Origin of the sequence: Salmonella sp. 2018103 (assembly GCF_026247685.1) — a bacterium.
GTDB lineage: Bacteria > Pseudomonadota > Gammaproteobacteria > Enterobacterales > Enterobacteriaceae > Salmonella > Salmonella enterica.
In genome coordinates, this window is record NZ_CP111029.1 from 1,006,002 (window position 1) to 1,020,280 (window position 14,279).

15 protein-coding genes are annotated in these 14,279 nt (G+C 45.0%); 9 read left to right on the top strand and 6 right to left on the bottom strand.

Annotated elements, in window-relative coordinates; all coding sequences use genetic code 11:
• Entirely contained in the window at positions 1 to 1,662 is a 1,662-nt protein-coding gene (gene hilA, locus OLG56_RS04815; protein WP_001120090.1) for a transcriptional regulator HilA, read from the bottom strand.
• A gap of 1,089 nt (positions 1,663 to 2,751) precedes the next feature.
• Positions 2,752 to 3,681, bottom strand: coding sequence for a transcriptional regulator HilD (hilD, locus tag OLG56_RS04820; protein WP_000432699.1), 930 nt, complete (start codon positions 3,679 to 3,681; stop codon positions 2,752 to 2,754).
• Between the two features lie 315 nt (positions 3,682 to 3,996).
• On the opposite strand from hilD, the gene prgH reads away from it, so the two are divergent.
• From prgH to sprB, 9 genes are all read left to right on the top strand, one after another.
• A complete protein-coding gene (prgH, locus tag OLG56_RS04825) occupies positions 3,997 to 5,175 on the top strand; it encodes a type III secretion system inner membrane ring protein PrgH (RefSeq protein ID WP_000450196.1) in 1,179 nt (392 codons plus the stop codon).
• 24 nt (positions 5,176 to 5,199) lie between these two features.
• Positions 5,200 to 5,442: a type III secretion system needle filament protein PrgI gene (gene prgI, locus OLG56_RS04830; protein WP_000235228.1), complete on the top strand. Its 243-nt coding sequence runs from the start codon at positions 5,200 to 5,202 to the stop codon at positions 5,440 to 5,442.
• Positions 5,443 to 5,460: 18 nt separating this feature from the next.
• Positions 5,461 to 5,766: a type III secretion system inner rod protein PrgJ gene (prgJ, locus tag OLG56_RS04835; protein WP_000020431.1), complete on the top strand. Its 306-nt coding sequence runs from the start codon at positions 5,461 to 5,463 to the stop codon at positions 5,764 to 5,766.
• Positions 5,763 to 6,521, top strand: a complete 759-nt coding sequence (prgK, locus tag OLG56_RS04840) for a type III secretion system inner membrane ring lipoprotein PrgK (protein WP_000621238.1) — start codon at positions 5,763 to 5,765, stop codon at positions 6,519 to 6,521. The genes prgJ and prgK overlap by 4 nt, the downstream gene beginning before the upstream one ends.
• Positions 6,493 to 7,092, top strand: a complete 600-nt coding sequence (gene orgA / locus OLG56_RS04845) for an oxygen-regulated invasion protein OrgA (protein ID WP_001591231.1) — start codon at positions 6,493 to 6,495, stop codon at positions 7,090 to 7,092. The genes prgK and orgA overlap by 29 nt, the downstream gene beginning before the upstream one ends.
• Positions 7,049 to 7,720 (top strand): type III secretion system linker protein OrgB, encoded by a 672-nt coding sequence (gene orgB, locus OLG56_RS04850; protein ID WP_000916655.1) that lies wholly within the window; start codon positions 7,049 to 7,051, stop codon positions 7,718 to 7,720. The genes orgA and orgB overlap by 44 nt, the downstream gene beginning before the upstream one ends.
• A 15-nt stretch (positions 7,721 to 7,735) precedes the next feature.
• Entirely contained in the window at positions 7,736 to 8,188 is a 453-nt protein-coding gene (locus tag OLG56_RS04855; protein ID WP_000612177.1) for a type III secretion system effector protein OrgC, read from the top strand.
• A gap of 343 nt (positions 8,189 to 8,531) precedes the next feature.
• Positions 8,532 to 9,419 carry an invasion transcriptional regulator HilC gene (gene hilC / locus OLG56_RS04860; protein WP_000243998.1) on the top strand — a complete coding sequence of 296 codons (888 nt, stop codon included), beginning with the start codon at positions 8,532 to 8,534 and terminating at the stop codon, positions 9,417 to 9,419.
• A 384-nt stretch (positions 9,420 to 9,803) separates the two neighbouring features.
• A complete protein-coding gene (sprB, locus tag OLG56_RS04865) occupies positions 9,804 to 10,559 on the top strand; it encodes a transcriptional regulator SprB (RefSeq protein WP_001246665.1) in 756 nt (251 codons plus the stop codon).
• A gap of 276 nt (positions 10,560 to 10,835) precedes the next feature.
• Here sprB and sitD read toward each other — a convergent pair whose 3' ends face one another.
• The 4 genes from sitD to sitA are packed head-to-tail and all read right to left on the bottom strand — an operon-like array spanning position 10,836 to position 14,267.
• Complete coding sequence (gene sitD, locus OLG56_RS04870) at positions 10,836 to 11,684, bottom strand: iron/manganese ABC transporter permease subunit SitD (RefSeq protein WP_000480209.1); 849 nt, start codon at positions 11,682 to 11,684, stop codon at positions 10,836 to 10,838.
• A complete protein-coding gene (gene sitC / locus OLG56_RS04875; RefSeq protein ID WP_001104336.1) occupies positions 11,675 to 12,535 on the bottom strand; it encodes an iron/manganese ABC transporter permease subunit SitC in 861 nt (286 codons plus the stop codon). Before sitC ends, sitD begins: the two co-directional genes overlap by 10 nt.
• Positions 12,532 to 13,353: an iron/manganese ABC transporter ATP-binding protein SitB gene (gene sitB / locus OLG56_RS04880; RefSeq protein WP_061377569.1), complete on the bottom strand. Its 822-nt coding sequence runs from the start codon at positions 13,351 to 13,353 to the stop codon at positions 12,532 to 12,534. Before sitB ends, sitC begins: the two co-directional genes overlap by 4 nt.
• Entirely contained in the window at positions 13,350 to 14,267 is a 918-nt protein-coding gene (sitA, locus tag OLG56_RS04885; protein ID WP_000182930.1) for an iron/manganese ABC transporter substrate-binding protein SitA, read from the bottom strand. The genes sitB and sitA overlap by 4 nt, the downstream gene beginning before the upstream one ends.
• Positions 14,268 to 14,279 lie beyond the last annotated feature (12 nt).

The window sequence follows — 14,279 nt, forward strand, 5'->3', positions numbered from 1 at the left end:
TTACCGTAATTTAATCAAGCGGGGATCCTGTTTCCATCTTTTGAACCAAATATTGTCTTCGTTTTTAAATTTATTCCACATTTTCTCGGCAATAGCTTCGCCGTGGGCAACCAGCACTAACGGTAATAATCCCGGATTATTATCTATACGCTGTTCACTTTCCAGAAATTCTCTTATCGTCGGTAAGGCACGCTCACTATTCTGACAGTATTCAGCATAAAGAAGATTAACAGCAATAAGCCCTGTTATTTCCTGCGTGGATATTTCTTTAGTTAATTTTCGTGCCAGTTCATGTTTACCTTTAAGCGAAAGAAACATAACCTGCATACTTAATAATATTGGATTATCCTGCAGGTGTTGTGAGCGTAATTCATCTCCTAAACGTATAGCATCATCAATACCAGTATGATAATAGGTAATCCACAGCTTAGTGATCCCTGCGGCTGCACGCGTTGGATCCAATTTTAAACACTCATTAATCGTTTGTAAGGCCTCCTCCAACTGACCAGCCATGAAAAGATTCCAGCCATAATAATATTTAATATCTGCAGAAATGGGCGAAAGTAAGTTAGCTTGTTTGAATAGCAAACTCCCGACGATGTATTCTGAATGAATCGTATTAATTAGCCCCAGTAATCCTAAAGCTTGTGGATTATTGTGGTCCAGCTCTGTCGCCTTAATCGCATGTTCTTTAGCTTTGATCATGGCGTTTTGTTTATCAAAAATCCCCATTTGCGCCATGCTGAGGTAGCATTCTGCCAGCGCACAGTAAGGCGCAATGCTGTTTGGCGACATGTTAACGCATTGAGTCAGCAATTTAAGCGCTTGCTGTAAGCTATAGGGGGTATATTGATTTAACTCATGCTTACCGCGTAAGTAAACCATAGTACTGTCAATCGAATTTAGCTCGCTAACCTGCTTTGTGTCCCAGCGAAGCCCGGGAATACATCTGAGCAAAAGATTAGCAATTTTGTTTTGCAAGAGAGAAGCGGGTTGGTGTTCTATCAACTTAATGCTTTCCTGGTGCAGCAGGTGATAACCTTTAACCCGAACTATCTCGATCTGTACAATATTATCATTGCCATCGGGTATCATCTGCCCGGAGATATAATAATCGGGGCGTAATTGATCCATGAGCTCAAGAATATCTTTAACACTGCGACAGTTCTTCGTAATGGTCACCGGTAGCACGCTCAGGCCAAAGGGCGCATACTGCGATAATCCCTTCACGATAGAGTAATGCAGACTCTCGGATTGAACCTGATCCTGCATCTGAAAAGGAAGTATCGCCAATGTATGAGTCGTAGGTTGCGGCGCTGGCGGAGACACCACTACGACCGGACGATTAAACCGATAGCCCTGTCCGTACAGTGTTTCAATGTAACGATGCTCTTTATCTTCCGACAGAATACGTCGTAAGGCATAAATACAGCGGGTAAGAGATTCTTCGTTAACTTCCGCGTCGCCCCATACCTGGTCCAGTAAGGTGTTTTTACTCACAATCTCGCCGGCGGCTTCGAGCAGGATGACCAGAACGGCATATTCTTTTGGCGGAATATTGACTTTCTTTTCTGAGCGTAGCAGGGAGCCGTCCATGTTGAGTATGAAATCATCAAAGACGAATTTTTTATTCGATACAGGAACAGGATTAAAATGTGGCATGATAATAGTGTATTCTCTTACAGGGTGAAAAGTTATAATAGCTAATACAAGTCGTTAGGATAGAATCTACTGTTTCAGTAATTCTGCTGTTAGTACTAACGGTCAGGTTGAGCTTTTATTATGAGCTTAATGTCATATTGTACGGGCTCGGGTTTATATGTTTTTAACATTTGATTATTTAGCTTATGCCTGTGCTTTAAATAACTGACATGTTGGTAATAATATTGTTATAACTAACCGTGATTATCGAATGGACGCTGTCGTATATCCTGGTGCAGAGAGTCAGCGCCGGGCATCTAAATATTTACATATTTAACTTGGCCTCATTGCAATAGAGATTAGTTTTGTAGCTATCTTACTGCATTTTTTTTGGGTGTAAATGCTGCTTATTATATCTTCATGGTTAATGGTCTGATAATTACACCATCAGAACCATTTTTCTCGAAGATTTCCACTAAATGACCATTCGTTGAAAGTTTAAGAGTGTAATTTGTCTTAGGTGCCAAAATATAAATGAAAGACTGTTTTTAATGGTGCGCTTATTTTTATATTTTTTTGCAAAATAATGATATCGTCTTTTCTTTACTCCCTTCAGCTATAGCGTGAAAAAGGCAGGGGGGTTATGAGCAGTATCATCCTCAGGCTGGCCCCCAGGCATTATATCGATATCAGGAGGAAGAGAAGAGGTATGCCTGGCAGAAAGCTAACAAGCGTGACTGTTTCGGTGTAGACCGTTCAGGCAAATAGTTCTCAGAGGGAACGGATGATGTATAAATATGAATAAAATGCCGGCCTTAATCCACAGGATTAAAGCCGGAAGGAGATAGTGTCATCTGGACGAATTCTTACGCTGTGAATAAGGCAATATCGGTTTACTAGTCATCATAGCGATGACAAGTTCACAAAAATCGTGTTATATAATCAGCCTTACTTTAAATTACCAGAGATATCAGTATAAGCTGTCTTCCGGACAGAACAATGATATTGAATAGCCTCCCATTCTGATATAGCGTGTTAATGCGCAGTCTGAATTTTAAATTATTACAATTTTAATAAAAATCTTTACTTGAATGACAGATACAAAAAATGTTAATGGTTCGCCATTTTTATGAATGTCGATGGCGTAGTTTTAAAATATTTTTTGAAACATTGAATGAAGTAGGACGTGCTGTCATAACCACATTTTAATGCTACAGCATTAACATTATGGTTGCCTATGCGTAAAAGTTTTGCTGCCTGATTCATTCTTGCCGATAAGTAGATGTCGCTAAAGCTGGTACCTTCTTCTGCAAGTTTCCGTTTGAGCGTTGACGTACTCATAAATATATGATCGGCAACATCCGTAAGCTTCCACTGTCTACTGGGTGACGAAGATATAATGTTGTAAACGCGCTCCTTTAACGTTATCTGAGCCGAGCTAAGGATGATCTCATAACTCTCCGGGAGTCGGAGAAAAGCAGTAAGCAGGAACAGCAGAAAATAAGGAATTAACTCTTCATTTTCAATACAACTCTTGTTGTTACAGTTACTGCAACCTTTGCTTGTATCCTTCGTACAGGAGAACGCCGTTTTCAGATGTTCAAATACCTCTCTTCTGGCAGGAAAGTCAGGCGTATAGAAGATTTTCTGCGCTTTCTCTGTGGGTACCGCCATTTTTGTTTGCTGCTCGTTTGGGATAAGTGCATAGAGAGCGCCAAGTCGTTGCGTCGGTATCTCGAGTATATCGAAATCCATGTGGCCATTGACCTCTTCAAGCGTCACGTTAACTACCTGCTCTTTTTTGAGCACCAACATCCCAGGTTCGTCACAGTAAATCGTATCGTGATTATTGCTAATCGTCAGTTTACCGCTCCGAAAGCAAACTAAAGTGAAACTGCTTACATAAAGATTTTTGATGGTAACCTGCTGAGTCTGACTTTTAATTTGCTGCCGGGTATTTGTCAAAAGTGATTTTAATTTCTGTAAGTTATCTGCGGCAGGACGCTGATGACTATTACTTACAAAGGTTACATTTTCCATATTATCCCTTTGTTGATGTTATTTTAATGTTCCTTACTGGTATCCTACTGAAAAAATCTGAGTTGTAAATGCTCTTTATTAGCGTGTGTTGGCAATGGTCTGATTGTTACACCAAAAGAACCCAAATTTGGGTAATTTATCTACAGTAGTTTAAGCCCCAATGGGGATGATGGTTCTTTTAATATGTGTTGAGACGCATTATACAGAATAAATTGATTTTATTTCTCACTTTTCATTCTATTTTCATCAGGAATCCCTGTGTCCTGTGCGGTAATCTGCTGCTATCGAGAACGACAGACATCGCTAACAGTATATATGGAAACATCAAAAGAGAAGACGATAACAAGCCCAGGGCCATACATAGTTCGATTACTTAACAGCTCACTGAACGGCTGTGAGTTTCCATTGCTGACAGGCCGAACACTCTTTGTGGTAGGTCAGAGTGATGCGCTCACTGCTTCAGGCCAACTCCCTGATATACCTGCCGATAGCTTTTTTATCCCGCTGGACCATGGCGGAGTAAATTTTGAAATCCAGGTGGATACGGATGCGACCGAAATTATACTCCATGAGCTGAAAGAAGGAAATTCTGAATCTCGTTCGGTGCAATTAAATACGCCAATACAGGTCGGTGAATTGCTTATCCTGATTCGCCCGGAAAGCGAGCCGTGGGTGCCCGAGCAGCCTGAGAAGTTAGAAACGTCTGCAAAAAAGAACGAGCCACGTTTTAAAAACGGAATTGTAGCAGCACTGGCCGGGTTTTTTATATTGGGAATTGGGACGGTGGGGACGTTATGGATACTTAACTCGCCGCAGCGGCAGGCCGCAGAGCTCGATTCGTTATTGGGGCAGGAGAAGGAGCGCTTTCAGGTGTTGCCAGGACGGGACAAAATGCTCTATGTCGCTGCGCAAAATGAAAGAGATACGCTGTGGGCTCGTCAGGTTTTAGCGAGGGGCGATTATGATAAAAATGCGCGAGTGATTAACGAAAACGAAGAAAATAAGCGTATCTCTACCTGGCTGGATACCTATTATCCGCAGCTGGCTTATTATCGGCTTCATTTCGATGAGCCGCGTAAACCCGTTTTCTGGCTAAGCCGCCAGCGAAACACGATGAGCAAGAAAGAGCTCGAGGTGTTAAGTCAAAAGCTGAGAGCGCTAATGCCTTACGCGGATTCGGTTAACATCACGTTGATGGACGATGTTACCGCCGCAGGCCAGGCGGAAGCGGGGCTAAAACAGCAGGCGTTACCTTATTCCCGCAGGAATCATAAGGGGGGCGTAACGTTTGTTATTCAGGGGGCGCTCGATGATGTAGAAATACTCAGAGCCCGTCAATTTGTCGATAGCTATTACCGCACATGGGGAGGACGCTATGTGCAGTTTGCGATCGAATTAAAAGATGACTGGCTCAAGGGGCGCTCATTTCAGTACGGGGCGGAAGGTTATATCAAAATGAGCCCAGGCCATTGGTATTTCCCAAGCCCACTTTAATTTAACGCAAATAAGGAAGTCATTATGGCAACACCTTGGTCAGGCTATCTGGATGACGTCTCAGCAAAATTTGATACGGGCGTTGATAATCTACAAACGCAGGTAACAGAGGCGCTGGATAAATTAGCAGCAAAACCCTCCGATCCGGCGCTACTGGCGGCGTATCAGAGTAAGCTCTCGGAATATAACTTGTACCGTAACGCGCAATCGAACACGGTAAAAGTCTTTAAGGATATTGATGCTGCCATTATTCAGAACTTCCGTTAATCAGTTATAAGGTGGATTATGTCGATTGCAACTATTGTCCCTGAGAATGCCGTTATAGGGCAGGCGGTCAATATCAGGTCTATGGAAACGGACATTGTCTCGCTGGATGACCGGCTACTCCAGGCTTTTTCTGGTTCGGCGATTGCCACGGCTGTGGATAAACAGACGATTACCAACAGGATTGAGGACCCTAATCTGGTGACGGATCCTAAAGAGCTGGCTATTTCGCAAGAGATGATTTCAGATTATAACCTGTATGTTTCTATGGTAAGTACCCTTACTCGTAAAGGAGTCGGGGCTGTTGAAACGCTATTACGCTCATGATTCGTCGATATCTATATACCTTTCTGCTGGTAATGACCCTTGCCGGCTGTAAGGATAAGGATCTTTTAAAAGGACTGGACCAGGAACAGGCTAATGAGGTCATTGCCGTTCTGCAAATGCACAATATAGAGGCGAATAAAATTGATAGCGGAAAATTGGGCTATAGCATTACCGTTGCTGAGCCTGATTTTACCGCTGCGGTGTACTGGATTAAAACTTATCAGCTTCCTCCCCGGCCGCGGGTGGAAATAGCGCAGATGTTCCCGGCGGATTCGCTGGTATCGTCTCCGCGAGCTGAAAAGGCCAGGTTATATTCGGCTATTGAACAGCGACTGGAACAGTCATTACAGACGATGGAGGGCGTGCTCTCCGCCAGGGTCCATATTAGTTATGATATTGATGCTGGTGAAAATGGCCGCCCGCCAAAACCTGTTCATCTGTCGGCATTAGCCGTATATGAACGAGGTTCGCCGCTTGCGCATCAGATCAGCGATATCAAGCGTTTCTTAAAGAATAGTTTTGCCGATGTGGATTATGACAACATTTCTGTTGTGTTGTCAGAACGTTCTGATGCCCAATTACAGGCTCCCGGCACACCAGTAAAACGTAATTCTTTTGCAACCAGTTGGATTGTGTTGATTATTTTGTTATCCGTGATGTCAGCAGGCTTTGGCGTCTGGTATTACAAAAACCATTATGCCCGCAATAAGAAAGGCATAACGGCTGATGATAAGGCGAAATCGTCAAATGAATAGGCAGCCATTACCCATTATCTGGCAAAGAATCATTTTTGATCCGTTATCGTATATCCATCCTCAGCGGTTGCAGATAGCGCCGGAAATGATTGTCAGACCCGCCGCCAGGGCGGCGGCAAATGAGTTAATACTGGCGGCATGGCGGCTTAAGAACGGAGAAAAGGAGTGTATTCAAAACTCACTGACGCAGCTGTGGCTGCGTCAGTGGCGCCGACTGCCGCAAGTAGCGTATTTACTCGGTTGCCATAAACTGAGAGCCGATCTGGCAAGGCAGGGAGCCTTGCTTGGCCTGCCGGATTGGGCGCAAGCATTTTTGGCAATGCATCAGGGAACAAGTTTATCTGTCTGCAATAAGGCGCCGAATCACCGGTTTTTACTTAGCGTCGGGTATGCACAGTTAAATGCCCTGAATGAATTTTTACCTGAATCTTTAGCACAGCGTTTTCCTTTGCTTTTTCCTCCATTTATTGAGGAGGCATCGAAGCAGGATGCTGTAGAAATGTCAATTTTGCTACTGGCCTTACAATATGCTCAAAAATATCCCAATTCCGTCCCCGCTTTCGCCTGTTGAGGGGATACTGATAAAGCGTAAAACGCTGGAACGTTATTTCTCTATTGAAAGATTAGAACAGCAGGCGCATCAACGGGCTAAGCGTATTTTGCGAGAGGCGGAAGAAGAGGCAAAGACCTTGCGGATGTACGCCTATCAGGAAGGTTACGAGCAGGGAATGATAGACGCGTTACAGCAGGTCGCCGCTTATCTTACTGATAATCAGACAATGGCCTGGAAGTGGATGGAAAAAATACAGATTTATGCCCGCGAGTTATTTTCAGCTGCGGTCGACCATCCCGAAACGCTTTTAACCGTCCTGGATGAGTGGCTAAGGGATTTCGATAAGCCTGAGGGGCAACTTTTTTTAACACTACCAGTTAACGCGAAAAAAGATCACCAAAAACTGATGGTGTTGCTTATGGAGAACTGGCCAGGCACTTTTAATCTTAAATATCATCAGGAACAGCGCTTTATCATGAGTTGCGGCGATCAGATCGCAGAATTTTCACCTGAACAATTTGTTGAAACGGCAGTAGGCGTCATTAAGCATCATCTTGATGAACTTCCACAAGACTGCCGGACGATTTCTGATAACGCCATTAACGCACTTATTGATGAATGGAAGACAAAAACGCAAGCATTGTAAAATGGAGGTTATAAGGTGATACCGGGTACGATTCCGACTTCTTATTTGGTCCCGACAGCGGATACTGAAGCGACGGGTGTGGTTTCGTTGAGTGCCAGGGCCGCTATGCTGAATAATGTGGATAGCGCGCCTTTAAGCAATGGCGGCGACGTTGATCTTTATGATGCATTCTACCAACGACTTTTGGCGCTTCCTGAGTCAGCCTCTTCTGAAACGCTTAAAGATAGCATTTATCAAGAGATGAATGCCTTCAAAGATCCGAAAAGTGGTGATTCGGCTTTTGTTTCTTTTGAGCAGCAAACGGCTATGCTACAAAACATGTTAGCAAAAGTTGAACCGGGCACTCATTTATATGAGGCTTTAAACGGGGTATTAGTTGGTACAATGAATGCGCAGTCACAAATGACCTCCTGGATGCAGGAGATTATTTTATCGGGCGGGGAAAACAAAGAGGCAATTGACTGGTGACCCCCATTGCTGGCGATTTGTGATAAGGTATGGTGTATACATTAGCAAATAATGCAGAAAATGCACCATGCCAGTGTATCTATCTTATTGATGTATATGGATTATTAAGGTATCTACCAGGCGTTTTATTCTGAAATGATTATATTAATATTGTAAGCTTCCATTACAAAATTGTGCATAAAGTTTGTAAGAGTATCTTTTTGTGACGAAATGAACGCGCGTTGGAATGTAATTATTGGCTATAATAATAAAAAAATCGGATTTAAATCATCTCTGTGAGTTTTAATTATTTGTTTATAAGAATATAACGATTTTGAGTTCCTTATAGCACACAGGATAAAATATGGTATTGCCTTCAATGAATAAATCAGTTGAGGCCATTAGCAATAATCACCTTCAACAGCCGAACAAATTTCCATTAATAAATGGATTAGCTGACGTAAGAGACTATTATGTCGCAAACTGCTTATTGTTTAAACTTAATAAAGGCAGTTTGCGAATTGAAAACGAATTTGGGGAGTTCATCGAACAATCTGCGCCGTGTTTATTTTTATTGGAAAAAGATCAAACAATCACGCTTAGTATGAGCGAAATAGAAGGGCATATTGATTTTTCTTCACTGGAAGTTTCCTATGACTTAATGCAAAAATTCTACAAAGTTTTTTACAGTACAAGAAACTATAATGATCGAGAGCTATCATTAAAAACGAAACCAAAGTATTTTTTTCATGCGGACTTGTTGCCAGGGATGAGTGATACTTTTGACTCTATTTTGCATGGTGTGGCATGTCCACGGGTTTGTAGTAATGTGAGTATTGATGATCATGATTATTCATATTTCTCATTGATGTATCTTATATCAGCATTTGTACGTAAGCCCGGTGGGTTTGATTTCCTTGAGCGAGCAATAAAAATTACGACAAAAGAGAAAGTTTATAACATTATTATCAGCGATCTCACCCGCAAATGGTCACAGGCTGAGGTAGCAGGAAAGCTGTTTATGAGCGTATCAAGTCTGAAGCGAAAACTGGCCGCTGAAGAGGTGAGTTTTAGCAAAATATATCTGGATGCTCGTATGAATCAGGCTATAAAATTATTACGTATGGGGGCTGGAAATATTTCACAAGTCGCGACGATGTGTGGCTATGATACGCCTTCTTATTTTATCGCTATTTTTAAACGGCATTTTAAGATTACACCGCTTAGCTTTATGCGTACGATGAACCATTGATTTGTGAAATTATTTTAAACGTTACTATCTGTTTGCGTTACAGATACCAAATATTTTTTTAATCGTAGTGTATATTTCAGTATCGCTACACCAGTGATATATAGTTAATGAAAGGGAATCGAAAGCGTTCATTGCCAGACATACATGGCCACCAGGCGTCGGGCAATCGTTGTACTCTAAGAGATTACAGTAAAGTAAAACAGCAAATTTAATCATTATCAGATTTGTAAAAGGAATTCATTTCGGTAACGACATTGCGCATGTAATAACGTATCTGGTCTTATTACCTTTGTAGTAAGAAGGCGTTATCTACTTGCGCAGTAGTCGCCCAGGAAGAAAAATCATTACCGAAGCTGTGGTCAGTTTTCAAAAAAGGATAAATAAATGAGAAATGTAATTATATACGGTATTAACTGGACTAATTGTTATGCCCTTCAGTCTATTTTTAAGCAAAAATATCCGGAAAAGTGCGTTAAAACGTGTAACTCATTAACTGCACTTTTGCATTCTCTATCCGATATGCCGGACGCCGGGCTGATTTTAGCTTTGAACCCGCATGAGCATGTTTATCTTTTTCATGCGTTGCAGACGCGGTTGCAGAACCGTAAAGTTTTGGTAGTGGCAGATCGCTTGTATTATATCGATCGCTGTGTGCTGCAATATTTTGGCGTTATGGATTATGTTTTAAAAGACGAACTATCCTGCGCTATCCGCTCGGATCGAGAGAAGCTTCGTCTTCCGGAAGCCTGGCTGCGTTTCTGCCACAGGCCACAAAAGAAAACCGTGGCTGCTACGTATGCTTTTAATGCCGGCGAGACGCCGGAAGAGGTATTGTTTAATATCAATCAATACGCCTGGTGGAATCTACCTCCCGGCGTCACTCAGGCGAAATATGCGCTGCTGATATTATTATCCTCGGGACATCCGGCAATTGAACTGGCGAAAAAATTTGGTCTGGGAACAAAAACCGTTAGTATTTATCGTAAGAAGGTTATGTATCGTTTGGGGATGGACTCTTCACCGCTATCGCTGTTCCGGGGACTGAAACTAGACGCGCATTTACAGCGCACTGCTTTTGCACATAACCCTGCTGTACCTGACGATAATTGCGCGTTACCGATTGCAGTAGGAATGAATTAAACTATTTTTTATGTGACAATCATGCTCTTGTATTACGTGTAGTTATAGATTTATTTTTTGCTGGGATATTACAGATCTTGTGAGTAATAATCACATTGTGCTGGGTTAGCCAAACTCTGAAAAAATTTCGAAACAGGAAAAACATGGGGAGTAAAGCAGCTCATCTTTACGCTTGTCGCAAAGAAATTTAAAGATAGCTGCTTACCATACTGACCAACAATAGATATAGGGTGGCTTTCTACTACAACTGCCGTATTTATTTTCTGAACGCAGCTTTTAACCTTGCGCCTCTGGTACGATTTCATTACGCCTGTCGCGCCATGTTGCGTAAATAAATACCGCAATAAACACGATGGCAAATAATACCACGATGGTCGGCGCTGGCGCGCTATCAAGATAAAAAGACAGATAGACGCCCGCAAAAGCGGTAATAACTGACAGACTCACCGCTAATCCCAGCGCGCGCGCAAAGCGTCGCGTCAGCAAAATGGCAATTGCGCCGGGGGCGATAAGCAATGAAATCGACAGAATAATGCCCACCGATTTCAGCGTGGCGACGATAGTCAGCGCAATCATACATAGCAGGCCATAATGCAGTAGCGTCGTATTCAGCCCGCTGGCTTTCGCCTGGTGCGGGTCAAAAGCGTGTAGCAGGAGATCTTTCCATTTCAGCCCTATGATTAACGCAATACCCAGTGCAATAACCGACGTTTGTACGATATCCCCCAGCGATACGCCCAGCATATCCCCAAACAGGATGTGATCCAGATGCACTTCCGATTGAATAGAAACATAGAGCACCAGACCTGCGCCAAACATCCCGGAAAAGACGATGCCCATCACCGTATCACGTTTGATGCGGCTGTTATCGTCCAGATAGCCGGTCGCGATAGCGCAAAATAATCCGGCAATGAAAGCGCCAATCGCCAGGGGGATCCCCACAATATATGCCAGCACGACCCCGGGGAATACCGCATGACTCATTGCGTCGCCCATTAACGCCCAGCCTTTTAACACTAAAAACACGGACAGTAAGGCGCAGGGAATCGCCACAATGACCGAAACCATAAGGGCGTTCACCATAAAATCAAACTGAAAGGGTTCCAGTAACGTTGTTAAGAACATGTCGGCTCCTTCTGCAGGCGGGCGCGTCGACGGTTGGCTAACAGACCGTGTTTCGGGGCGAAAATAAAGGCTGTGATGAACAGTAAGGTTTGCATGACGACAATAATTCCACCCGTGGCGCCATCCAGCCAGTAGCTAAGCCATGCGCCCAGAAAACTGGTCAGGCTGCCAATCACGACGGCAATCATGAGCAGACGTGGAAAACGGTCGGTGAGTAACCAGGCCGTCGCGCCCGGCGTGACGACGAGACAGATCACCAGGAACGCCCCAACGGTTTGCAGGGCCGCCACAGTGGAGACGGACAATAGAGTGAAAAACAACAGCTTTAGTCGACCCGGATTAAGCCCGATAGAACGCGCATGAGTTTCATCGAAAAAGACGACCATCAGATCTTTCCACTTTAACAGCAGAATCGTCAGCGAGACTGCGCCGATAATCGCCAGTTGCGCAATATCCGCTGGCGCGATAGCCAGCACGTTGCCGAGAATAATCGTCTGGATATTCACCGACATCGGATTGAGCGACACCATAAAAAGGCCGACGCCAAAAAAAGAGGAGAAGATAAGCCCGATAATCGCGTCTTCTTTCAGGCGTGAGCGTTGGTTAAGAAAGAGCATACTGCCTGCCGCCAGTCCGCCGGAAAGAAACGCGCCGAGCGAGAAGGGCAGCCCTAACATCCAGGCGCCAGCGACGCCAGGCACAATAGAGTGAGATAGCGCATCGCCAATGAGCGACCAGCCTTTGAGCATCAAATAGCAGGAGAGAAACGCGCACAGACCGCCCACCATCGCGGAGACCCACATCGCGTTGAGCATATACTGGTAGCCAAACGGCTCAACAAGCCAGTTCATGACGATTTTCCTCCGCTGGCCACGCGCCGGGAAATAAAGGGGCGCTCGTCATCGGTGATGATGTGCTCTTCACCTCCGCTTAGCGCGATATGACGTAGAACGCCGCTAAACGCCTGTTCCAGATTCGCGGCGGTAAACGTGGTTTCGGTAGGGCCGCTGGCCAGTACGGTTCCTTTAATCATTACCGTATAGTCGCAAAACTCGGTGACGGAGCCGAGATTATGCGTTGAGACCAGCATCGTGCGGCCTTCATCGCGCAGTTCCCGCAGTAGATCGATGATTCGCGCTTCGGTTTTTACATCCACGCCGGTAAAAGGTTCATCCAGCAGGATTACCTGTCCATCCTGAGCGATGGCCCTGGCAAGAAACACACGTTTTTTCTGCCCGCCGGACAGCTCGCCAATCTGCCTGTGACGATATTCCTGTATATCCACCCGCGCCAGCGCGGCGTCAACACAGGCGTGATCATGCGCAGTGGGACGGCGTAGCCAGCCCATATGGCCGTAGCGTCCCATCATCACCACATCTTCTACCAGCACCGGAAATGACCAGTCCACTTCTTCCGATTGCGGAACATAAGCAATGAGGTTTTTTTTCAGCGCCTTGTTGACTGACTGTTGCAGGATAGTGATATCGCCCTGCGCAAGATGCACAAAGCCCATTAACGCTTTAAATAACGTAGACTTACCGGAACCATTTACGCCTACCAGCGCGGCGATTGAACCGCCAGGCACCTGAAAAGTGGCGTCCCGTAGGGCGGTATGACCGTTGCGATACGTCACCGTGACTTGATCAACGGTAATCGCAGATTGACTCATTGTTGACTCCTCAGTCCGTCGTTAATGCCGTTGACGATGGTTTCGGTCGTGACGCGCAGCAGATCCAGATAGGTTGGCACAGGGCCGTCAGCGGCGCTCAGAGAATCGACATACAGCACGCCGCCATAATGCGCGCCGGATTCACGCGCGACCTGGCGGGCCGGTTTATCGGAAACCGTACTCTCGCTAAAGATGGCGGGAATATGGTGCTTTTTAATGGTATCAATCACTTTACGCACCTGTTTTGGCGTCCCCTGTTGATCGGCGTTAATTGGCCAGAGATAAAGCTCTTTCATGTCGTTATCGCGCGCCAGGTAAGAGAAGGCGCCTTCACTGGTGACCAGCCAGCGCTGATCGGCGGGAATTTTTTCCAGCTCGGCACGCAACGGATCGGCCATCTGGCGAATTTTCGCTTTATAGCGTTCGGCGTTTTGCTTATAGATCTGCGCATTATCCGGATCGTACTTCACCAGGGCGTCGCGAATGTTATCGACATAAATCAGCGCGTTTTCTGCCGACATCCAGGCGTGCGGGTTCGGTTTACCGTTATACGGGCCTTCGGTAATGCCCATCGGTTTGACGCCGGTAGAGACGACGACTTCCGGTACGCCGGAAAGGTGCTGATAAAAGCGGGCGAACCATCGCTCCAGGTTCAGACCATTCGCGAGGATAAGCTGTGCCCCCTGCGCTCGTTTAATATCGCCGGGCGTTGGCTGATACTCATGGATTTCAGCGCCGGGCTTGGTAATCGAGCTGACTTCCGCTGCGTCGCCCGCCACGTTTTTCGCCATGTCGGCAATAACGGTAAACGTGGTGATGACTTTAAATTTCTCTTTTGCATAGGCTGGCGATAGCGCGAGTATCGCAACAATACCGGCAATCAGGAGTGTTTTCAGACGATGTAGATTCGTCATAGTATCCCTCGC

Bases quoted from the DNA above. Each gene is read 5' to 3' on its own strand.
- hilA (WP_001120090.1), bottom strand. From the start codon at position 1,662: ATGCCACATTTTAATCCTGTTCCTGTATCGAATAAAAAATTCGTCTTT.
- hilD (WP_000432699.1), bottom strand. From the start codon at position 3,681: ATGGAAAATGTAACCTTTGTAAGTAATAGTCATCAGCGTCCTGCCGCA.
- prgH (WP_000450196.1), top strand. From the start codon at position 3,997: ATGGAAACATCAAAAGAGAAGACGATAACAAGCCCAGGGCCATACATA.
- prgI (WP_000235228.1), top strand. From the start codon at position 5,200: ATGGCAACACCTTGGTCAGGCTATCTGGATGACGTCTCAGCAAAATTT.
- prgJ (WP_000020431.1), top strand. From the start codon at position 5,461: ATGTCGATTGCAACTATTGTCCCTGAGAATGCCGTTATAGGGCAGGCG.
- prgK (WP_000621238.1), top strand. From the start codon at position 5,763: ATGATTCGTCGATATCTATATACCTTTCTGCTGGTAATGACCCTTGCC.
- orgA (WP_001591231.1), top strand. From the start codon at position 6,493: ATGATAAGGCGAAATCGTCAAATGAATAGGCAGCCATTACCCATTATC.
- orgB (WP_000916655.1), top strand. From the start codon at position 7,049: ATGCTCAAAAATATCCCAATTCCGTCCCCGCTTTCGCCTGTTGAGGGG.
- hilC (WP_000243998.1), top strand. From the start codon at position 8,532: ATGGTATTGCCTTCAATGAATAAATCAGTTGAGGCCATTAGCAATAAT.
- sprB (WP_001246665.1), top strand. From the start codon at position 9,804: ATGAGAAATGTAATTATATACGGTATTAACTGGACTAATTGTTATGCC.
- sitD (WP_000480209.1), bottom strand. From the start codon at position 11,684: ATGTTCTTAACAACGTTACTGGAACCCTTTCAGTTTGATTTTATGGTG.
- sitC (WP_001104336.1), bottom strand. From the start codon at position 12,535: ATGAACTGGCTTGTTGAGCCGTTTGGCTACCAGTATATGCTCAACGCG.
- sitB (WP_061377569.1), bottom strand. From the start codon at position 13,353: ATGAGTCAATCTGCGATTACCGTTGATCAAGTCACGGTGACGTATCGC.
- sitA (WP_000182930.1), bottom strand. From the start codon at position 14,267: ATGACGAATCTACATCGTCTGAAAACACTCCTGATTGCCGGTATTGTT.